Origin of the sequence: Shinella agrisoli (assembly GCF_046557955.1) — a bacterium.
Classification (GTDB): domain Bacteria; phylum Pseudomonadota; class Alphaproteobacteria; order Rhizobiales; family Rhizobiaceae; genus Shinella.
In genome coordinates, this window is the sequence record NZ_JBJIEP010000021.1 from 80,112 (window position 1) to 101,073 (window position 20,962).

Below are 20,962 nucleotides of genomic sequence, written 5' to 3' on the forward strand. Positions count from 1 at the left end.
CAATTCGCCCGCCGCTCACCGGCCTTGCCAGACAGGCGCGCGCTTTTCGGTGAAGGCCTTGAAGCCCTCGATCATGTCCTGCGAGCCATACAGTGCGTCAACCGTTGGCAACTGGCGGCGGGTGACACGATTCATCGTCGTCTGGAATGCCTCGCCGTCCGAAACCCGCGCGACTTCCTTGATCGCCGCGAAAACAAGGGGCGGACCTGCCGCGAGCTTCGCCGCGAGGGCGTCGACTTTCGTCACAAGCGCGTCGGAAGGCAGGACGTCGTTGACAAGACCCCACCTTTGCGCTTCCCGCGCCTCCATGGTCCGTCCGGTATAGAGCATTTCCATGGCAATGTGATAAGGGACGCGTCTGGGAAGCCGGATAGCGGCTCCCGCGCAAATATCCCCTTTGTCGAGAGCGGAAAGCGTAAAACTGGCCGTATCGGACGCGTAGATGAGATCGCAGGCGAGCGCGAGCTCCATTCCCGCGTCCACCGCAGGTCCCTGGATGCATGCGACAACCGGCTTGTTCAACGCCCTGAGCTCCTGAAGCCCTCCGAAACCACCGACGCCGTGTTCACCGAAGCAGGTTTCGCGGTAGGGATGGACCCCATGCTCCGCCCCAGACGAGAAAACGTTTCCTTTCGCAGATAACACCGCCACTCGTAGTTCCGGATCGTCGCGAAAGTCTCTGAACGCCTCGCCGAGAGCACGAGAGATGTGGCTATCGAGAGCGTTGCCCGGCGGGTTGCGGATCTCGATCCGCAAAATCGCACCATCCCGGTGAAATCCTATCGCTTCGTGGCCCATTCTCATCCACCCGCCGCTTGCCGACCGTGGGTGGTCGTCTCCGGATTTGCCACCTGAATGCACCGCGCGCCTGCTAGTTCCTCTATGCGGGCGGCCGTGTAGCCAAGAGCAAGAAGGACTTCGCGCGTGTGCTCACCGAGGATCGGCGAAGCAGGTGACGGCTCCGGTGGGGCCAGGGGGTGCCTGCTGTAGAGGGCGGAAGGGTTATCGATGACAGGAATGAATGCGCTTGTATCCCTCGCATAGGCACTGGATGCGAAATCGGGAACGCTCATGACGGGCGCACACGCGATATTGGCCGCGCGCAGCACCGCAAGCCAGTACCCGACGCCGTGGTGCGCCAATTTGCCGTTGATGACATCATCCAGTTCGTCACGATTGGCCAACCTTGCCGGAGTATCCCGGAAACGCGGGTCGTGCTCGATTTCCGCAGCGTCGATCGCGGCGCAGAATCGAGGCCAGTCCGCGTTCGTTCCAAGGCCGATCACCAACGCGCCGTCGGAAGCGGTATAGGTCTCGAACGGCGCCATGGACGGATGCCGGGACCCCATGGGCGAAGGTACCTCCCCCGCATTCAGAAAACGGGCATAGGCATTCTCCAACATGGCTACCTGGCATCCCACCATGGATATGTCGAGCGGGAATTTCACATGGTTTCCTCGCGCATCGCGTTCGTAAAGGCGGCCGAGAATGCCGATCGCAGCAAAGAGGCCAGCGGCTATATCACCGATGGAGAAGCCGACCCGCACGCCCCGGCTGCCGGACGATCCGTTGATGCTGATCATTCCGCTCATCGCCTGGGCGACGATGTCGTATGCGGGGTATTTCGAAAACTCGCCCTTTTGGCCGAAGCCGCTGATGGAGCAGACGATCAGCCGGGAATTGATCTTCGCAAGAGCGTCGTCGGAGCAACCAAGGCGGTCACGGACGCCCGGACGGAAATTTTCGACCAAGACGTCGGCGTCCCGCAGCAGTTCCACCAATATCGTCCGGCCTTCGGCGGACTTCAGGTCGAGCGCAACGCTTCTCTTCCCCCGGTTCAGGCTATCGAAATAGATGCTGCGCTCCCCTGCGAAGGGCGGAGTTTCCCTCGATCCGTCACCCTTCCCCACCGCTTCGACCTTGATGACGTCGGCACCGAGCGTCGCGAGCGTCCATGTGCAATAAGGCCCCGAGAGGTGCTGGGTTAGATCGATGACGCGGATGGGTCTCATGTGCGGCTTTCTTCTGGTCTACTGCATGGAGCTTACAGTACGATGATTGATTGTCAACAATCGATTGTCACTCATATGGCAAGGCTGATTGTTGACAACCCTTCAGCTTTTGGCGCAATGGAAACGATCGGAGGCCATATGGTGAAGCTCAGTACAGTCGAACGGCGCAGCAGCGTCGATGCAGTTGTCGATCAACTCCGGAACAACATCATTCATGGCCACCTCGCGCCGGGGGAGCGTATCACCGAGATGGAGCTTGCGGCCGGCCTAGGCATCGGCCGGAGCACGGTTCGCACAGCGCTCCTCGAACTTGAGAAGGACGAACTCGTCGTTAGAAAGCCCTACAGCGCCTGGGCGGTTTCCGATATTACTGAAATCAAAGTCCGTGAGGTCTATTCACTCAGAGGCGCATTGGAGGAACTTGCAATCAGCCTTGTCGTCGGCAGGCTGGATGAGGCCGGCAAGTCGAAACTGGATGCAGCTTTCAAAGCCCTGGCAAAGGCCCAGCGCGGCGAGTCCGACCGGACCGAGGCGGATTTGAACTTCCATCGCACGATCGTACAGTTGAGCGGACACTCAAAGCTCATCAAAGTATATGAGGCGCTCCTTCTCCAGGTGGAGTGGATCTATCGTTGGTCCGAGAAGCACAAACCGTCGAGCATCGAGCTGGTCGAGTGGCACCGTCCGATCTATGACGGCCTCCTGTCGGGAGATGCGACGGCAGCGAGCCAGGCCACACGCAATAACTACGCCTCGGCAACCTCGGCCGACCTCGGCAGCCTGGCTCATACGCAATAGCTCATTCGGCACCCAGCGTCCTGAGTTCCGCGATGGCGTCATGATCCATGTCATAGACCGCGCGGTAGCAAAGGTCGATGACCTCAGGCGACGCGCCATCCTGCGTGAGCAGGCGCTTCGTCGCGAGCTGTGACGTCGCCTGGCCGTCCATCACCTGTTCCGCGAGCGTGTCGACAGTTTTCCAAGCACCGCCCTCATCCACCAGTTCGTCCAGTAGCCCCGCCTCAAGCGCGGCGGGCATCGCGATCGCCTGTCCCAGCACCAACAGCTTGCGCGTCACGGACCTGCCTGCAATCGCCTTGAGGCGGGCGAGATCAGCGACAGAGGGCATGAAGCCGTGCTTGGCAACCGGATAACGAAAATAGGCGTGGCGAGCGCCCAGACGATAGTCGAATGCGAGCACGACACTCAGGCCACCGCCGATGCAAGCTCCGTTCACAAGCGCCACAGTGAAGCACGGCAATGCGGCGATGCGTGCGGTCAAAGCATCCCAACGCTGATCATTGGCCATGGCCGAGTCGCTTTTGGAGTTTTGTCCGGTCGCTTCAAAGAGATCAGCTCCCGCGCAAAACACCTTCTCGCCTGCTCCCGTAATTGCGAAAAGGCGGATAGCATCATTGCCCGATGTGGCGTCAACGACGGCTTCGAGTTCGGCAAGCGCCGTGCTGTTCAGCGCATTCGCCTTGGCCGGGCGGTTGATCGTCGCAAGGCGCATCGGGCCGCGATCCTCGACGCGAATGACCTCGAATTCCGCAAACGGGTTGGATGACATGGAATATCCTTTTCAAGGGTCTAGCACGCAGGGCCGGTCTTCGTTTCAATAGGATCCGGCAAATCCGGCGAGAGCCGCCGAGACGGTCAGACCTTCTGCAAGCCGCGTGATGTGTTTCATCGCCGAAATCGTCGCGGATCGGGCGGCAAGAGCCCGTGCCACTTGCCAAGCACGCTCTTCAAGAAGGTTTGACGGAAGCACTTCATTGACAAGCCCCCATCCCAACGCCTCCGCTGCATCCATCCAACGCCCAGTGAACAGCATTTCCATGGCGACATGATAGGGAATACGCTTGGTGAGCTTCAGGGTCGCCGCGTCGGCGAGGATACCCGAATGAATCTCCGGCAGACAAAAGCGTGAATGGTCCGATGTGAGGATGAGGTCGCAGGCAAGCGCCATTTCAAATCCGCCACCCACCGCCATGCCGTCGACACAGGCTATCACCGGCTTGTCGAGATCGCGCAATTCCTGCAGGCCGCCGAAGCCGCCGCTGCGGCCGCCCTCAGGTCCCAGCCAGCGGAAAAGAAGCGGCTCCCTTCCGTTCGGAAGATTGCCACGGCCAAATCCGGATCATCGCGATAGGATTGGTAGATCAGTCCCAACTTGCGAGACATCGCAAGGTCGATAACGTTTGCCTTGGGACGATCGATCGTTATCTCCAGAATACCGCCATCGCGACGCGTTCGGATCATTTCTCGCTTCCCATCAAGACCCGCGTCAATCTGCCTTGGCATCGTTGTAGTCGAGACGAGCGCCTTCGGGGCTGTAGACCAGTTCAGGCACGAAGCCGGCGCGCGGCTGTGCGTGAAGACGCCAGTATTCCTCAGCGATACGATGAGGGTCGAAAAGACCACCGGCTTCAATCAATCCGCAGATCGTCACGGTGGCGACATTGATGCCGCGATCCAGAACCGACTTGTGTAGCGAATAGGCATAGGCACGAAGGGCGGCCTTGCCCATGGCCAGCGAGCTCCATGCGGCGACCGGATTGAGAGCCAGTCCTCCCGATGTAAGGAGGATCGTTCCGGACGCCCTGGCGATCATGTCGGGCAATACGGCCTGTACGCTCTGGACTGCACCGACCACATTGACGGCGAAATCCCGCTCCAAGGCTTCGATATCGAGCGTTTCGGCTGTCTCTTCATTGAAAGAGGCGGCATTATATATCAACACGGACGGCGAACCGGCCCACTTCATGGCGGCCGACAGGCCCTGCACGAGTGAGGAACGGGATCCTGCGTCTGCGTGGAAGGCGCGGATATTAACCTCGCAAGCTTTTGCATCATCCAGGAGCTTTCGGGTGGATTCCGAAGTCCTGGATATAACCGCGACAGGCTCACCGTTTTGTCCGAACCGCATCGCCAGCGCTGCACCAAGGCCCGGCCCCGCTCCCACAATTATCGCCGACATCTTCACCCCATGATCGATTGTTGACAATCGATCATGGGGTACGCGCATTTCAGGGACGTGTCAAGGATGACCTGATGAGCAGTTTCACGCGGATTTGCGCTCGAACAAAACGACGATGACACCGGCGATGACGATCAGCCCAGCCCCCACGAAAACGTTCGCATGCGGGATATCTCCCCAGATTATCGCGCCGAGGATGAAAGCCCATACGAGCGCGGAATATTCGAAAGGCGCCAGAACCGATACCGGCGCGCGCCGGAAGCTTTCGAACAGGGCCAGTTGTCCGATGGCCGCGAAGGAGCCAGTCAGGATCATCAGCATTGCCGCTCCCATGGAAACGGGTTTCCAGTACCCAATCGAGATGACACCCGTAGCGGTGACCAGCAAGGCACTGAACACAGTCATCTGAACAATGGTTCTTTCCCCCATCGCGGATTTGCGAAGCAACAGCGTGGATACCGCCCAGAGAAACGCGGCGAATAACGCCAGGGCTGTTGCCCGTATCCGGGCGCCAGCCCTGCGTGAGCGGATTGACGGCGACGAGTACCCCCGCGAGCCCCAGAATGACGGAAAGCCACCTGGCGGTCGTCACGCGTTCCCTCAGGAAAGGAATCGCCAGCGTCGTGATGAGCACTGGCGACAGATAATAAAGGGTGGTGAGTTCTGGAAGGCTGAGGTCTCGCGCGGCAGAGAAATAGGCCGTCCACGCGCCGAGCAGGAGCGCCGTTCTCACGATCATGACCTTTACAATGGGTGATCTGACGGCCTTGATCGCGAGTCCGCGGGGGCCGCACGCCAGCAAAGAACGAGGATGACTGTGCTCCTAACGAACAGGATCTGGACCACCGCATAGTCGTCGACGAGCCATTTCACCAAAGCGTCCTGTAGGGCGAACATCAGATAGGCTGCCACGGTAAGAGCGATCCCAGACGTTACTCCATGCGGCATGCATAGAACCTCGACATTCAGACAAGGTCGGATCATGGGGCGGTCGAAGCATCGAATGGCGATGCGACGACCTCGCGATCCGTTCATCGCCGACCATACGAATCATCTTGATTGTTGACAATCGATTATCGGAGATTAATCATACGGCATATCAGTCTATAAAAGAGGGGAATGCCGCATGTCGATCGACTTGGAAATCAGCCGGAGAATTCTTCTAAAATCCATGGCCGCGTCAGCCTTCATCGGACTGGCGTCACCCCTGAGGGCGCAGACGTTGACACCCAGACGCGGAGGCCACTTCAAGCTTGGAGTGGGCGGCGGCGCGACCTCGGACACACTGGACCCTGCGGTCTGGACGACCTTCATGCAGAGTTTCGGCCATAGCCTTCACGGCTACCTCACCGAGGTCGACAACGAGGGGCGACTGAAGGGAGAGCTTGCCGAAAGCTGGGAGTCGAGCCCCGATGCGCGCATCTGGACCTTCAAGCTCCGCCAGGGCGTCGAGTTTCACAACGGCAAGACGTTCACTGCTGAGGATGTCGTGGCATCGCTCAACCATCACAGAGGTGCCGATTCCAAATCGGCAGCTAAGTCCATCTTATCATCGATCGTCGATATCAAGGCCGATGGCAAAGGCGTTGTGATCGTCGAATTGAAAGAGGGAAATGCCGACTTTCCCTATCTGCTTGACGACTATCACATCCCGATGATGCCGGCAAAGGACGGCCGGGCGGATACGTCAGGCATCGGTGCAGGCGGATACGTTCTCGAGAGCATCGATTTCGGCGTCAAAGGCACGACGAAGCGTTTTGCGAACTATTGGAAGCCGAATTCGGCATGGTTCGATTCCTTCGAGGTGTTGGCGATCCATGATGCCACCGCCCGCACGAACGCGTTGATGACCGGTCAGATCCACGCGATGGATCGCTGCGATCTGAAAACCATCCACCTCCTCGAGCGCAACAAGGATATCGAGATCACATCCATCGCCGGCACGCAGCACTACACGATGCCGATGATGACCGATTTCGGCGCTTTCAAGGACAAGGACGTCCGCCTTGCCTTGAAGTTTGCGATTGACCGCGCGCAGTATCTCGAAACGATCCTGCGGGGATATGGGCAGGTCGGAAACGATCATCCGATCTCCCCCTCCATGCGCTTCGCCGCAACGGATATCCCTCAGCGCAGCTACGATCCCGACAAGGCTAGATATCACCTGAAAAAAGCAGGCGTGACCGACCTGACCCTCGACCTGTCCGCATCCGATGCCGCTTTCCCCGGCGCGGTGGATGGAGCGGTCCTCTATCAACAGAACCTCAAGGCGGCAGGCATCAACATCAATGTCATCCGGGAGCCGGCAGATGGCTACTGGGAGAATGTCTGGCTCAAGAAACCCTGGTGCACCTGCTATTGGTCAGGCCGCGCGACGGCCGACTGGATGTTCTCCCAGGTCTATGCAACGGGTACGAAGTGGAATGATACCCACTGGAGCAGTGAGCGGTTCGACACGCTCCTCGCGTCGGCCCGAGCGGAACTGGACGAAAGCAAGAGAGCCGAGATGTATCGGGAAATGCAGATGCTGGTCAGCGACGATGGCGGTGCGGTGATCCCGGTCTTTGCCAACTATGTGTCGGCGATGTCCCGCAAGATCGGTCACGGCAAGATCGGTTCGAGCTGGAACCTTGACGGTTACCGCAGTGCCGAGCGTTGGTGGTTCAACGAAGCCTGATCCGCAAGAACGGCATTGGCGAATTGCCGCTTCCAGTTCAGGGCGGCGTCCACTTCCGGGAGCCGAGATGGGAAACGTCTGGCAACTCATGCTATGGAGGATATTGCTCGGTCTTCTGACCCTGTTCGTGGTATCCGTATTGATTTTCTCCGGTGTGCAATTCCTCCCCGGCGACTTTGCGACAGAGGTTCTGGGGCAGGCAGCCACGCCGGAGGCGGTAGACGCCATTCGACGAAGTCTCGGCTTCGACGTGCCGGCCTATATGCGCTACTTCTCTTGGATCTCGGACGTGGCCCGCGGCCATTTCGGCACAGCATTTGCCAGCGGGCGGGACGTGGCCGAACTTGTGGCGCCCAGGCTGGCCAACACCATGTTTCTGGCGGCGATAACCGCCGCGATCGCCGTTCCGCTCGCGCTCACTCTGGGCCTCTTTTGCGCCGTGTTTCGCGACAGGTGGTTCGACCGCGCAGTCAGCTTCGCGACCCTGGTCTCGATATCGTTCCCGGAATTCTTCGTCGCCTATGTGCTCGTCCTCTGGCTGGCGGTCAATGCCGGGCTGTTTCCCGTTCTGTCCGACATCAGCAGTCAAAGCACGTTGGCCGAGCGGATTTTCGTCTCGGTGCTTCCGGCTTTGACTCTGACGCTCGGCGTCCTGGCTCACATGACGCGCATGACCAAGGTTTCATTGGTGAACTTGCTCGATAACCAGTACATTGAAACCGCCCGGCTGAAAGGCAATCCCGAAATCGTCGTGCTCTTTCGTCATGCGCTTCCGAATGCCTGGGCACCGATCACCAATGTCATCGCGCTGAATCTCGCGTACCTCATCACCGGCGTGGTCGTGGTGGAATCGGTTTTCGTCTATCCGGGTCTCGGACAGTTGATGGTGGACTCCGTGCAGATCCGCGACATTCCGGTGGTCCAGACCTGCGCTTTGATTTTTGCCGCCACTTACGTCGTCGTCAATCTGATCGCCGACGTCGTATCGGTCGTCACCAATCCCAGGATATTGCACCCGAGATGAGCATGAACACGCTGTTTCAAAGTTTTCTCGGAAGGTCGCGGTCAGCAGGAGGCGTGACCTTCAGCGCGGGCTTTGGCTTCCTCGTCATCTGCGTCTACATCATTGTCGCGGTATTCGCTCCGCTCATCGCCCCCTACGGAGAGACGCAGATCGTCGGGAGCCAGTTCGAGCCCTGGAGCGCGGCCTTTCCGTTGGGAACAGACAATCTGGGCCGGGACGTGCTGTCGAGGCTGATCTTTGGCGCACGCAATACGATCGGCATCGCGCTTGCTGCCACACTTGTCGCCTTTGGCATCGGAACCATCCTCGGTCTCCTCGCGGCCACAAAGGGAGGATTGACGGATCGGGTGCTATCGACCTTCGTCAACATTTTCATGGCGATACCACTTTTGATCTTCGCTCTCCTGCTGTTGGCGCTTTTTGGCACCTCCATCTCATCCCTGATCGTGATCGTGGCTCTGCTGGAGAGCACGCGAGTATTCCGGGTCGTTCGGGCCGTCGCGATGAACGTCGCGGTCTCCGATTATGTTGAGGCAGCCCGACTTCGCGGTGAAGGTAATATCTGGGTCATGGTGTTCGAGATCCTGCCAAATCTCCGCGCTGCGCTTCTTGCGGAAATGGGCCTGAGATTCTGTTTCATCTTCCTTCTCATCAGCGGGCTCTCCTTTCTTGGGCTTGGCATCCAGCCCCCCGCGGCGGATTGGGGTTCGATGGTAAAGGACTACTCGGCTCTCATAGCTTACGGCGATATCACGCCGCTCATTCCCGCGATGACCATCGCGCTGCTTTCGGTGAGCGTAAACCTCATCGTGGACTGGTTTCTGAGGGCGTAGCGCAAACCATATTAGGAACGGGTTGCACTGCCGGAAGAATATCAGGGTAAGAAATAGTTGCTGATTGAGCACGCCCTGTCCGCATACCTTGTGGGCAGGGCTTTGTCTTGTTGAAAAAAGGTTTCAACGATGCTTTTGTCTCAGTTGAAGAATTCCGATGGTTCGATCACGGTCGTTTGCCGGAAAGTCCCCCGAGGTTCCAGGTAAGGATCGCACTGTCGACGTGTACCGACACGGGCTGCCCCGTTCACTCGGCAGCAGCGACCGCGCGACGTGCGCCACGTACTGGGCGTTCCGGTATCGTTCATATGATTGAATCCAATAACGAAGCTTTATAGGGAAACGGCTTTTTCGCCTCCACCGCTCTCGACGGAGGTCAGCAAACCGACAGGCCGTCTTGGCTACGGCGCCTTCCTCTCAGGCGGTTCCAGGCCTATGCGCCGGTAGGCCTCGGGCGGCGCGTCGTTTTCCGCCATTAAATCAACAAGCCGCGCGATGAGACGTGCCTCCGTCGCAGCATCGTCCAGGGGTTGCGATTGGCGAGGATCGGTCACCACGTCATAGAGGCGCGTATCGCTTTCGATGAGGGAACCGGGGCCGTAGTTCATGTAGAATGGAGAGCGGGCCTGCACAGGAATCTGCAGGAGAGGCACGTCCTTTGTCCAATCGAACGGCGGGTGCAGCCGGGCCTCGCGCAACTCCTCTGGCGTGAAGCGCGTCTTCAGATGCGTCGGCATCAGCGTGTACTGGTAAATCTCCTGAGTGCGGATATCGTCGGGATAACGATGATAGGTGTAGGCGCCGTCGGTGATGTTCACAGCGCCGCCGAAATAGCCGAAGATCACCGCGTCATGGTGCGTGCCGCCCACCAGCGACCGCCCCTTCATCTCGTCCGCAGGCGGCAGGCCGAACAGCGCCAGAAGCGTCGGCGCGATGTCGATTGACTGGGTGACCTCGCCGACACGGCCGGAGCGCGGCGCGCGCGGATCGTGGATGAAGAGCGGAATGTTAGCGATCTCCTGGTAGATCGTCATCCGGTTCTTCGCCCAGAGATCATGCTCCCCGAGCAGGAAGCCGTGATCGGTGGTCAGCACCAGCGCCGTGTCCTTCCACAGATCGTATTCGTCGAAGGCGTCGAGCAGCTTGCCGAGCAGGTGGTCGCAATGGGCAAGCGTCGCCCGGTAGTTGGCGCGCAGTTCGTCCGCCTCGCCCGGCTCGTCGTTGCCGCGGCCATAGGTCGGCCAGTCGCGAATGGGGCCGTTCCATCCGGTCCGAAACGCATTCTTGAACCGGTCCGGGGCGTGGAAGGGCTCGTGCGGATCGAAGGTCTCGATCTGGAGCAGCCAGTTCTCCGCCGCATGGTTGCGCGCAAGGAAGTCGAGGCCGTGCGCGAAGGTCCTGTAGGAGGGAAACTCCTCCTCCTCGGTGATGAATTCGCGATTGACGATATAGGGCTCGAAGACATGCTTGATGCCCCCGCCCCGCTGCTTGGGGTGATACTTCTCGCTGAGCTCGGCAAGGTCCTTCGACTTGTCGACTTTCCAGGGGTCGGCTTCCTGCCCGCGCACGAACTCGAAGGTCGAATAGCGATTGTGATAGGTGGCCCCACCGTCCTCCCAGTAGTGATAGTGATCGGTCACCAGATGGGAGTGCACGCCCGCCTCCTGCAGGAGCTCCGGGAAGGCGTTATCGAACGGCTCCAGCGGCCCCCAGCTCCGATGCAGGAAGGAAAGCCGTCCCGTCATCATGTCGCGCCGCGCCGGCATGCAGGGCATGGAGCCGACATAGTGCTTGTCGAACACCACCGAGCGGGCCGCCAGCCGATCGAAGTTCGGCGTCGGCACATCGGTGCCGCCATAGGGTCCGAGCAGGTGGCGGTTGAGGCTGTCGAAAAGCAGGAAAACGGCTTTCATGGCGAAGAGGCTCCAGTGATCTGCGGCAGGACGCCGCCGGTGGTCTTGTCGAAGAGATGAACGCGGCCGGGCTCTGGCCGCAGCCACACGGTCTCGCCGGCCTGCCCCTGCGAGCCGGGCCGGCGCCAGCAGATCTGCCGGCCGTCGTGCTCGCCGAACACGTAGGTCTCGGCGCCGAGATGCTCGACGATGCCGAAGGTGAGCGGCAGCGCGTCGAAAGCCCCCTGTTCCGCAGCAACGAGGTCCTCGGGCCGGATGCCGATATCGACCGGACCGGGCGCTGCCGAAGAACGCCCCAGAACGAGGCCGCCGGAGCGCACCGTGCCGTCGGCCGCAATATCGCCATCCAGGATGTTGATCCCCGGCGCACCGATGAATTCGGCGACGAAGCGGCTGAGCGGATTGGCATAGACCTCCAGCGGCGTGCCGATCTGCACGATCCGGCCGCGATCCAGCACGACGATGCGGTCCGCCATTGTCATCGCCTCGACCTGGTCATGCGTGACATAGACCGAGGTGGCGCCGAGGCGCTGGTGCAGCGCGCGGATCTCCGTGCGCATCTGGACGCGCAGTTTCGCATCGAGATTGGAAAGCGGCTCGTCGAACAGGAACAGCGCCGGCTTGCGCACGATCGCCCTTCCCATCGCGACGCGTTGCCGCTGGCCGCCGGAAAGCTGGCGCGGCTTGCGGTCGAGAAGCCCCGAAAGGCCGAGAAGCCGGGCGGCATCGTCGACCGCCGCGTCGATCTCGGCCTTCGGACGGCCGGAGAGCTTCAGGCTGAAGCCGATGTTCTGGCGCACCGTCATGTGCGGGTAGAGCGCGTAGGACTGGAACACCATCGCGATGTCCCGCTCGCGCGGTTCGAGCCCCGTGACGTCGCGGCCGTCGATGCGCACGGCCCCCGCGTCCGCATCCTCGAGGCCGGCGATCACGCGCAAGAGTGTCGATTTCCCGCATCCCGACGGGCCGACCAGCACGAGGAATTCCCCGTCCTCGATATCGAGCGCGATCTGCGAGAGCACTTCCGTCCCGCCGAACCGCTTGTCGATGCCTTCAAGATCAACTCTTGCCATGGTTTTCCCTATTTCAAGGCGCCGCCGGTCAGGCCCTGGACCACGAAGCGCTGGCCGAAGATCATCAGCACCAGCGCCGGCACGATCGCGATCATGGAGGCGGCGGCCATCGGGCCGTTCTGGATTTCAAACTGCTGCGCGAACTGGGCAATGCCGATAGGGACCGTCGCCGAGGCCCGCGATGCGAGGGTGAGCGCGACCGAGAACTCGTTCCAGCTGAACACGAAGGCAAGCACGCCCGCCGCGATCAGCCCCGGCGCCACCAGCGGCAGGACCACCTTCCGGAACACCTGGAACGGGGTACAGCCATCGACGCGCGCCGCATCCTCCAGTTCCACCGGAATGTCGCGCACGAAGCCCATGAGCAGCCAGACCGTCAGGGGCAGGTTCAGCACGACATGGATGAGGATCAGCGCCGTCAGCGTGTTGTAGAGGTCCAGCCATCGGAAGATCAGATACCAGGGACCGACCAGCGTCAGCGTCGGCATGACGTGGAAGACCAATGTCCATCCCAGGAACAGCCGGGAGACGAGCCTGGCATGCTTCTGCCGCTCCAGCGCGTAAGCCGCGAGAAGCCCGATCGCCAGCGTGATGGCGGTGCTGACGACCGCGACGGTCACGCTGTTGGACAGGTTGCGGACGAAGTTCGAGCGCCGTCCGAACAGGACCTGCTGGTAGTTGGCGAGCGTCGGGTCGAACAGGACCTCACCGGTCGCGATCGAGATCTCGGTCTTGAACGAGGTCGCCAGGATGTAGAGGAAGGGCGCCAGCGTGAAGACGACGGACAGGGCCAGAAGCGCATGGCCGAGCACGAGGCTGCGGCCTCTCAACTCAAACATCGCGCGCCTCCACCCAGCGCATGCCGAGGCGCGCCGTCAGGAGGAAGACCAGGATCATCGCGACCGTGACCACCGAAAGAAGCGCACCGTAGCCCATGGCGTTCTGCTCGAAATAGACCTTGTAGAGACGAAGGCTCAGGACCTCGGTCGACGTGCCCGGCCCGCCACCGGTGAGGAGCACGACCTGGTCGAACACCTTGAAGGCCGCGATCGAGCGGAAGATGAAGGCGACCGCGATGGCCGGCGCCAGGAGCGGCAGAACGATATGGCGCAGGAGCTGGCGGCGATTGGCCCCGTCCATCCGCGCGGCCTCGATCACCTCGCGCGGCAGGCCTTCGACACCCGCGAAGAGGATGAGGAAGACAAGCGGCGTCCAGTGCCAGATATCCACGGCGACGACGGACAGGAGGGCGATCGAGGTTTCCGAAAGCCAGCCGACCTTGGCAAGGCCGAGCGCTTCGAGAACCTGGTTGATGAGGCCGAAATCGTAGCTGTACATCAGCCGCCACATCGCACCGATGGCGACGGGCGAGACGAGGATAGGCAGGATGGTCACCGTGCGGATGAGCCCCTTGCCGCGCCGGACCGAGGCGGCGAGCAGCGCGAGGGCGATGCCGAGCAGGAGCTCCACCGAAACGGAAAGGACGACGAAGAGAAGCGTGTTCCAGGTGGCGGTCAGGAACAGCGTGTCATCGAGGAGAAGGCCGAGATTGGCCAGCGGCTTGAACGCCCATTCGGTCCTGCCGCGCGAGATCGTGATCTCCGCCAGCGCCATCGCAAACAGGTTCACCATCGGCACGACCGTCAGGAGAACCAGCAGGATCGTCGCCGGCCAGAGGGCGAAGCGCCGGAACGTCTGCTTGCGGCGGGGTGCCCTGTGAGGACGCCCCGCTTCGTCTCGAATGGCTGCACGCACAGTCATGCCCCTGCCCGCCTCACTGCGCGAGGTCGGGCAGGCGGCCGGTCTTGCGGCCGGAGCTCTTGAAGATCGCCTCGATCTCCGCAGCGGCCGTATTGAGCGCGGCGGCCGGCGTCAGCTCGCCGATCAGCGCCTGGTTGAGGCGCAGGCCGAGAACCTCGTCCACCTTGGCCGCTTCGGCATAGCCGAACAGGCTCACGGCGCCGTCGAGATTGGAGAGATACGCCTTGACCCAGAAATAATCCTCTTCATCGGCAAGCGGCTCCAGCACATCGCCGCGAACCGGCACGCCACCCGCTTCGACATAGGCTTGCTGGGCGGGCTTGGAGACGAACCATTTGAGGAAGGCGAGCGCGGCCTGCTTTTCTTCCGGCGAGATGTTCTGCGGGATCGCGGACACCCAGTTGCCGATGGGCGACGGACGTTTCCTGCCGTCGACGGTCGGGTTCGGCACGGCGCCGAGCTTGCCGGCGACCACGGACTTGGCCGGATCGGTCAGGCTGGACATCGCCGCCACCACGACCTGGATCTCGGCAGCCTTGCCGGCGGCCATCAGCTGGATCACGTCGTTCTGGGTGAGCGCCGCGACGTTCTCGGGGCCGCAGCCCTTGATGATGTCGAGGAACTTGGTGAGCGCGGTCAGCGCCTCGGGACTGTTGACGGTGACGGTATAGTCGCCGTTCTCCATGTCGGCGGCGATGTCGGCGCCGTGCGCCAGCAGGTAGGGCGACCACTCGAAGCGGATGGAGCCGCGCTCGCCGCGCGTCACATATCCATAGAGGCCGGACGCCTGCTGCACGGCCTTGCAGCGCGCCGCGACATCGTCGACCGATACCGGCGGCGTCAGCTTCGCTTCCTCGTAGACATCCTTGCGATAGACCTGCATGTGGGTGTTGCAGTTCGGCGGAACGCCGTAGAGCGCGCCGCCGTCCGGCGTGCGCCAGCGCTTGTCCGCGTTCCACCAGTGCGTCAGCCCGCAGGCGAAGGCCTCCTCCGGCAGCTTGAATTCGGGATCGATCTCGCTAAGCGGCGTCAGCGTGCCCGCCTCGTAGAACTCCACCGTCCAGCCGCCGTCGATATTGAGCAGTTGATGGGTGCTCTCCGCGCCGCGCACGGCGTTGCGGGCCTTTTCCAGCATGCCCGAATAGGGCGTGACGTCGAGCTCCACCTCATTGCCGGTTTGCTCCTCGTAGAGGGCGACGGCCGCCTCATAGCCCGAGAACCAGGGCGAGGCATTGATCAGAATAGTGATCGGCACCTGTTCGCCGACCTCCGGGAATTCCTCCTGCGCGAGCGCGGGCGTCGCCGCCAGCCCCGTGGCCATCAGCGCCGCACCGAGCGTCAGGCGCCCCCGCCTGCAGCCCATCCGAAACGTCCTGTCCATCACTTTATCCTCCGTTGGCCCTCTAGTCGCCATGCTAAAAAACGATGTATTTTATAGACTTTATTGACAAAACTACCGGCGGGGCGATGATGTAAAATGAAATGATTGGGCCTTATCCATAACTCCAGGGAATGAGATGGATAGAAATCTTCGCGCGTTCCTTTCCGTAGCAAGAAAGGGCAACCTGACCGCCGCTTCGGAGGAAATTGGTCTCACGCAGCCCGCTGTGACGAAAACGATCCGCCGACTCGAATCCGAGCTCGGCGCCGAACTTTTCTCGCGCACGGCCCGCGGCATGTTCCTGAACGGTACCGGCAAGCGTTTCCTGCAACGCGCCGAGGCCATCGAGAACCAGTACCGCTTCGCCGCGGAGGAAATGGCCGCCGAGCAGCGGCATGAAAAGGCGGTCCTGCGCATCGTCGCCGGCGTCGCCTATCAGAGCGGCCTTGCTGCCCGCTTCGTCAGCCGGCTCCATGCCGACTTCCCGCGCACGATGATCGAGCTGCGCGCGGACCTCCTCGCGCCCACCCGCCCGGAGCTGATGCGCGGCGACGTGGACATCATCCTCGGCGCGCTAGTCGGCAATCCGCCGGAAGGGATCACGACCCATCCGCTGCTTTCCGCCAATGTCGTGGTCTTCGCCGGGCCGCTCAATCCGCTTCATCGCAAAGAGCATGTCACATTGGCGGACACCGTCCCCTACCCTTGGGTGCTTCTTCACCGTGACGACCAGACCGCCGACCGCCTCACACGCGCCTATGACGACCTTCGCCAGCCGCCGCCCCATATCGGCCTTGCGGCCCACACGATCGAAGCCTGCCTCGATATCGTCGCGAATTCCACGGCGCTGACGGCGGCGGTCGATCCTGTCCGTCCGCTCGCCCAGGAACGGGGCCTGCGCATGCTGCCCCTCGCATCCCCCTTGTGGAGCTTCGAATCCGGCGTCTGGGTCCGGGCATCGTCGTTGGGCTACCCCATCATCCAGCGCGCGATCGAGATTCTCGATGAGCTGTGCACGCCGCTGCGCGATAAAAATTGGTCATGACCGGCGGCCCGCAATTTCATTTCCCGGCCGGACAGGGCGCCGCTACGGTCCGTCACCCTTTCACCAGCAGCGGAGCCTTCGGTGACAAAACGGCCTAACGTGATCGTCTTCTTCACAGACCAGCAGCGTTTCGACACGACCGGCGTGCACGGAAACCCGATGGGGCTGACGCCGAATTTCGACCGGATCGCGCAGATAGGCACGCATGTCGCCAACGCATTCACCTGTCAGCCGCTCTGCGGTCCCTCGCGCGCCGCGTTGCAGACGGGACGCTACGCGACGGCGACGGGAGTCTTCCGCAATGAGATCGTCCTCGACCCCGATATCCCGACCCTCGGCCGCGTCTTTGCCGAAAACGGCTACCGTACCGGCTATATCGGCAAATGGCATCTCGCCGGCGAGGATCCCGTTCCCCCGGCCATGCGCGGCGGCTATGAGGACTGGCTGGCGGCGAACCATCTCGAATTCGTCTCCGACGCCTATGACACGCGGCTCACCGACGGCGACGGCGTCGAGCATCGCCTGCCGGGTTACCGCGTCGATGCGATGACGGACGCCGCCATCCGCTATATCGACACTCACAAGGACGCACCCTTCCTGCTGTTCGTCTCCTTCCTGGAGCCGCATCACCAGAACCATACCGACGATTATCCGGCTCCGACGGGCTATCGCGAGGAGCTCCAGAAGCACCTGTGGACCCCGCCGGACCTCAAGACGCTGCAGGGCACGTCGAGTTGGCACCTGCCCGGGTACTACGGCATGGTCAAGCGTCTCGACGAAGCCTTCGGCCGGTTGCTCGATGCGCTGAAGAGCCTCGGCCTCGAGGACGATACGATCGTGCTCTTCACGTCCGACCACGGCTGCCACTTCAAGACGCGCAACGACGAATACAAGCGCTCCTGCCACGAATCCTCCATCAGGGTGCCGATGGCGCTGGCGGGCCCGGGTTTCAACGGCGGCGGGCGGGTGCGCGCGCTGGTCAACAACACGGACATCGCCCCGACCCTCATCGAAGCCGCCGGTCTTCCGGTTCCGGAAAGCATGCAGGGCCGCTCGATCCTGCCGCTCCTTCGCGATCCGAAATCCGACTGGCGGGAAGAGAGCTTCGTTCAGGTCTCCGAAACCGAAACCGGGCGGGCGATCCGCACCGCGCGCTGGAAATATGCCGTGACGGCGCCCTACGATGCCGGCCGGTCCGGCGCCGACGAATACGAGGAGACGGCGCTCTACGATCTCGAGAGCGACCCCTACGAGCTGGTCAACCTGATCGGCATGCCGGCCTTTGCAGCGGTGACGAGCGACCTTCGCGCACGCCTCCTTGGTTGGATATTGGAGATCGAAGGCGAGAACCCGGCGATCATCCCGCATCCCGAGCGGTATCAGCGGCAGCACCGGCTGAGCCCGCGGGACCTTCTCGACGACTATCGCAACGGTCAGGTGGGGCGCGGCCATGGGGGTGCATGAAGGCAAGGGCTGCTGCGTGCCGAACCGGGAGAACCGCCTGCCGGCCACCGCTTCCGCATCGTCCGCCAGCCCACCTACCCCGGACACCGGCGACATGGCCGCCATCCCGGCAGGCCCATTCCGCATGGGCGACGACGGTCCCGACGGCTTTGCCGCCGATGGCGAAGGCCCGTCGCGGACCGTCCACGTCGATGCCTTCCTCATCGACAGGACTGCAGTCACCAACGCCGCATTCGAGCGCTTCATATCGGCGACCGGCCACCAGACCGACGCCGAACGATACGGCTGGTCCTACGTGTTCCATGCGGCCCTGCATCCGGCAGCCGCCCGCTTCGTCATGGATGCCAGCGTGCCGGCCGTTCCGTGGTGGCTCGCCGTTCATGGCGCGACCTGGCGGACGCCGGATGGGCCGGGCTCCGAGCTGGAAGGACGCGAGGACCATCCCGTCGTACATGTCTCCTGGCGTGATGCATCGGCCTATGCCGCCTGGGCCGGAAAGCGGCTCCCGACAGAGGCGGAGTGGGAAAAAGCCGCACGGGGCGGGCTCGATGCCAAGCGGTTTCCCTGGGGCGACGACCTCAATCCCGGCGGCGAACACCGCTGCAACATCTGGCAGGGCGAGTTTCCGATGCGCAACACTGCGGAGGACGGCTTCCTTGCCACCGCGCCGGCGCGCAGCTTCGAGCCCAACGGCTATGGGCTCTGGAACACGTCGGGCAACGTCTGGGAATGGACGGGCGACCGCTGGAGCGCGACCTGGCACGCAGCCAATCGCATTGAGACGCGCCGAAACCCTCGTGGCCCCGGCGCAGGAACCGCGCGGGTGATCAAAGGTGGCTCCTATCTCTGCCATGCGTCCTACTGCAACCGCTATCGCAACGCGGCGCGCAGCTTCAACGACGAGGACACGACGACCGGACATATGGGATTTCGATGCGCGAGCGATCCGCTGATGGGTCATGATCCCGCCTGATCACGGACGCATTCCGATGCGCGTCGAAACGCACGACGATTAAGGTCGTCCGATGTCGCCGCGACACTGCGGCAGCTCGCTGGGGCATAGCAACCGGCCGGAACGTGCGGTCGAGCAGCCAGTATCCATGACGCGGCAGGTCCAGATCGTCTGCGGCCAACCGCGGCAGACGCTGCAAACTATGACACATCTCGCACCGCCCCGCATCGGCAGGCTAGCTTACACCTTCAGCAATCCGACAACCGTGCGGATCATCAGCCGTCAGACAGCGCGCGATGCCCCTGATGCCGTTGCAGCGGACGGCTCCATCATTGTTGTCGAAGGTCAGGGCGAAAGCGCCTGGGGGCCGGTGACCGGCATTGTCGCCACGCGAAGCGCCGGTAGTTCCAAAACGGACACGCCCCTGATCGAGACACCACAATCTGTTTCCGTCATCTCGACCACAGAAGTGAAGGAGCGCGGCGCTCAAAGTATATCGGAGGCACTGCTTGGAACTCCTGGCGTTGTAACCGAGACGCTTGGAAGTGACGTCCGTTACGACATAACGTCGGTGCGTGGCTTTACGCCGAATACCTTCCTCAACGGTCTGTCACTGCCCCTGGGCTATCTCAGCGGTACACATGGTCTGCCGCAGGTTGAGCCTTACGGTCTGGAACGCATCGAGGTACTTCGCGGCCCTTCGTCCGGCCTTTACGGACAGGTTCCTCCGGGCGGCCTTCTCAATCTCGTCAGCAAGCGTCCGACCGAGGAGGCGTTCGGTGAGGTGCAGCTTCAGACCGGATATCCTGGCCGCGCGCAGACTGCTTTCGATATCGGCGGTCCCGTCACCGAAGATGGCTCTTTACTCTACCGCCTGACCGGTCTTGGCCGGATTGCGGATACGCAGGTCGATACCCAGGATGAGAAGCGCCTGTTCATCGCGCCAAGCTTCACATGGCGCCCGACGGACGACACGACATTCACCTTCCTGTCTTCCTATCTAAAAAACGATTCAGGCACGACCGGCACCATGGTTTCGGCGGTCGGCTCCCTCTATTCGAGCCCGAATGGACGCATTTCCACGAGCACCTATCTCGGCGAAAAAGACTACGACAGTTTCAAGCGAGAGCTCGGGACAGTAGGCTACGCATTCGAGCACCGCTTCAGCGACGACCTGATCTTCCGCCAGAACCTGCAATACGCGGATTCGAAGACCGACAACCACGCGATCATGACCAACGGCTATGTCATCGGCAGCGACCGTCTTCTGAACCGACGCGCCGCACATATCATCAATAATGGCACGCTCTTCTCGGTCGACAACCAGTTGCAATGGAACGTCGACACTGGCCCCCTCGAACATAAAATTCTCGTCGGCGTCGATTACCAGAAGTTCAAGAACGAGTTCTGGTATCGCCTCGGAAACGCGCCGAGGACGATCGACGCTTATGATCCGAACTATTCGGGTTACTCGCCGACGTCCTGGACCATCAACAACCAAAAGTCGCAAGACGTGTCACACACACGCCATTCAGGAGGTTCCCTCGCTCTGGATCATAGATGATGTGCTTTGGCAAGGGGCGAAGAAACGACAAGGCAGTTGACCTGCTTCCTGATCGTGTTCACCAACTGGATGCGGCGCGATTTGGAGGAATCGCGCCGCCCACGCCGAGAATGGGGAGAAGCCTTTCCCGGCGCGTCTGGAATGTACAGAAACGATTGACGCGGTGTGCGGCCGGCGAAAAGGTTTCTCAATAGACGACGACGCTACGGATGGACTTGCCCTCGTGCATGAGGTCGAAGCCCTTGTTGATGTCCTCGAGCGGCATGGTGTGGGTGATCATCGG

Annotated in this window: 18 protein-coding genes and 2 pseudogenes; 8 read left to right on the forward strand and 12 right to left on the reverse strand. The window is 61.7% G+C overall.

The features are described from left to right. Positions 1-15 precede the first annotated feature (15 nt). Together ACIIOY_RS20730 and ACIIOY_RS20735 are read right to left on the reverse strand one after the other, a co-directional pair. Positions 16-798, reverse strand: a complete 783-nt coding sequence (locus ACIIOY_RS20730) for an enoyl-CoA hydratase-related protein (protein WP_411036573.1) — start codon at positions 796-798, stop codon at positions 16-18. A gap of 2 nt (positions 799-800) precedes the next feature. Further along, entirely contained in the window at positions 801-2,012 is a 1,212-nt protein-coding gene (locus ACIIOY_RS20735) for a CaiB/BaiF CoA transferase family protein (RefSeq protein WP_411036574.1), read from the reverse strand. A 138-nt stretch (positions 2,013-2,150) separates the two neighbouring features. Here ACIIOY_RS20735 and ACIIOY_RS20740 point away from each other — a divergent pair, with 138 nt between their 5' ends. After that, entirely contained in the window at positions 2,151-2,810 is a 660-nt protein-coding gene (locus ACIIOY_RS20740; RefSeq protein WP_411036575.1) for a GntR family transcriptional regulator, read from the forward strand. Position 2,811: 1 nt separating this feature from the next. On the opposite strand, the gene ACIIOY_RS20745 is transcribed toward ACIIOY_RS20740, so the two are convergent. The 5 genes and pseudogenes from ACIIOY_RS20745 to ACIIOY_RS20765 all read right to left on the reverse strand — a co-directional run. Further along, on the reverse strand, positions 2,812-3,582 hold the full coding sequence (locus tag ACIIOY_RS20745; RefSeq protein ID WP_411036576.1) for an enoyl-CoA hydratase/isomerase family protein: 771 nt from the start codon (positions 3,580-3,582) through the stop codon (positions 2,812-2,814). A 69-nt stretch (positions 3,583-3,651) separates the two neighbouring features. After that, a pseudogene (locus ACIIOY_RS20750) lies at positions 3,652-4,274 on the reverse strand (enoyl-CoA hydratase-related protein); the annotation flags it as partial. Positions 4,275-4,299: 25 nt separating this feature from the next. Further along, complete coding sequence (locus tag ACIIOY_RS20755; RefSeq protein WP_411036577.1) at positions 4,300-4,992, reverse strand: SDR family oxidoreductase; 693 nt, start codon at positions 4,990-4,992, stop codon at positions 4,300-4,302. Positions 4,993-5,076: 84 nt separating this feature from the next. Next, on the reverse strand, positions 5,077-5,313 hold the full coding sequence (locus tag ACIIOY_RS26820) for a hypothetical protein (RefSeq protein ID WP_502226623.1): 237 nt from the start codon (positions 5,311-5,313) through the stop codon (positions 5,077-5,079). A gap of 274 nt (positions 5,314-5,587) precedes the next feature. Next, positions 5,588-5,731: pseudogene (locus ACIIOY_RS20765) on the reverse strand (DMT family transporter); the annotation flags it as partial. A gap of 387 nt (positions 5,732-6,118) precedes the next feature. Here ACIIOY_RS20765 and ACIIOY_RS20770 point away from each other — a divergent pair. The 3 genes from ACIIOY_RS20770 to ACIIOY_RS20780 all read left to right on the forward strand — a co-directional run bounded on the left by ACIIOY_RS20770 (position 6,119) and on the right by ACIIOY_RS20780 (position 9,526). Next, positions 6,119-7,669 carry an ABC transporter substrate-binding protein gene (locus tag ACIIOY_RS20770; protein WP_411036578.1) on the forward strand — a complete coding sequence of 517 codons (1,551 nt, stop codon included), beginning with the start codon at positions 6,119-6,121 and terminating at the stop codon, positions 7,667-7,669. Positions 7,670-7,736: 67 nt separating this feature from the next. Further along, positions 7,737-8,693, forward strand: a complete 957-nt coding sequence (locus tag ACIIOY_RS20775; RefSeq protein ID WP_411036579.1) for an ABC transporter permease — start codon at positions 7,737-7,739, stop codon at positions 8,691-8,693. 2 nt (positions 8,694-8,695) lie between these two features. Continuing rightward, complete coding sequence (locus ACIIOY_RS20780; protein ID WP_411036580.1) at positions 8,696-9,526, forward strand: ABC transporter permease; 831 nt, start codon at positions 8,696-8,698, stop codon at positions 9,524-9,526. A gap of 401 nt (positions 9,527-9,927) precedes the next feature. Here ACIIOY_RS20780 and ACIIOY_RS20785 read toward each other — a convergent pair whose 3' ends face one another. Genes ACIIOY_RS20785 through ACIIOY_RS20805 form a run of 5 tightly spaced genes read right to left on the reverse strand, consistent with a single transcriptional unit; the run spans position 9,928 to position 15,654 of the window. Continuing rightward, complete coding sequence (locus tag ACIIOY_RS20785) at positions 9,928-11,439, reverse strand: sulfatase (RefSeq protein WP_411036581.1); 1,512 nt, start codon at positions 11,437-11,439, stop codon at positions 9,928-9,930. Beyond that, positions 11,436-12,512 carry an ABC transporter ATP-binding protein gene (locus ACIIOY_RS20790; RefSeq protein WP_411036582.1) on the reverse strand — a complete coding sequence of 359 codons (1,077 nt, stop codon included), beginning with the start codon at positions 12,510-12,512 and terminating at the stop codon, positions 11,436-11,438. Before ACIIOY_RS20790 ends, ACIIOY_RS20785 begins: the two co-directional genes overlap by 4 nt. An 8-nt stretch (positions 12,513-12,520) precedes the next feature. Further along, positions 12,521-13,351 (reverse strand): carbohydrate ABC transporter permease, encoded by an 831-nt coding sequence (locus ACIIOY_RS20795; RefSeq protein WP_411036583.1) that lies wholly within the window; start codon positions 13,349-13,351, stop codon positions 12,521-12,523. Beyond that, complete coding sequence (locus tag ACIIOY_RS20800; protein WP_411036584.1) at positions 13,344-14,273, reverse strand: carbohydrate ABC transporter permease; 930 nt, start codon at positions 14,271-14,273, stop codon at positions 13,344-13,346. The genes ACIIOY_RS20795 and ACIIOY_RS20800 overlap by 8 nt, the downstream gene beginning before the upstream one ends. Positions 14,274-14,286: 13 nt before the next feature. Further along, positions 14,287-15,654 (reverse strand): ABC transporter substrate-binding protein, encoded by a 1,368-nt coding sequence (locus ACIIOY_RS20805; protein ID WP_411036585.1) that lies wholly within the window; start codon positions 15,652-15,654, stop codon positions 14,287-14,289. Positions 15,655-15,790: 136 nt separating this feature from the next. Between ACIIOY_RS20805 and ACIIOY_RS20810 the strand changes: the two genes are divergently transcribed. The 4 genes from ACIIOY_RS20810 (at position 15,791) to ACIIOY_RS20825 (ending at position 20,679) form a co-directional block, all read left to right on the forward strand. Then, positions 15,791-16,699, forward strand: coding sequence for a LysR family transcriptional regulator (locus tag ACIIOY_RS20810; RefSeq protein WP_411036586.1), 909 nt, complete (start codon positions 15,791-15,793; stop codon positions 16,697-16,699). Positions 16,700-16,780: 81 nt separating this feature from the next. Continuing rightward, complete coding sequence (locus ACIIOY_RS20815) at positions 16,781-18,163, forward strand: sulfatase family protein (protein WP_411036587.1); 1,383 nt, start codon at positions 16,781-16,783, stop codon at positions 18,161-18,163. Continuing rightward, complete coding sequence (locus tag ACIIOY_RS20820) at positions 18,150-19,136, forward strand: formylglycine-generating enzyme family protein (RefSeq protein ID WP_411036588.1); 987 nt, start codon at positions 18,150-18,152, stop codon at positions 19,134-19,136. The genes ACIIOY_RS20815 and ACIIOY_RS20820 overlap by 14 nt, the downstream gene beginning before the upstream one ends. Positions 19,137-19,263: 127 nt before the next feature. Continuing rightward, positions 19,264-20,679, forward strand: a complete 1,416-nt coding sequence (locus ACIIOY_RS20825) for a TonB-dependent siderophore receptor (protein ID WP_411036589.1) — start codon at positions 19,264-19,266, stop codon at positions 20,677-20,679. The last annotated feature ends 283 nt before the right edge of the window (positions 20,680-20,962 follow it).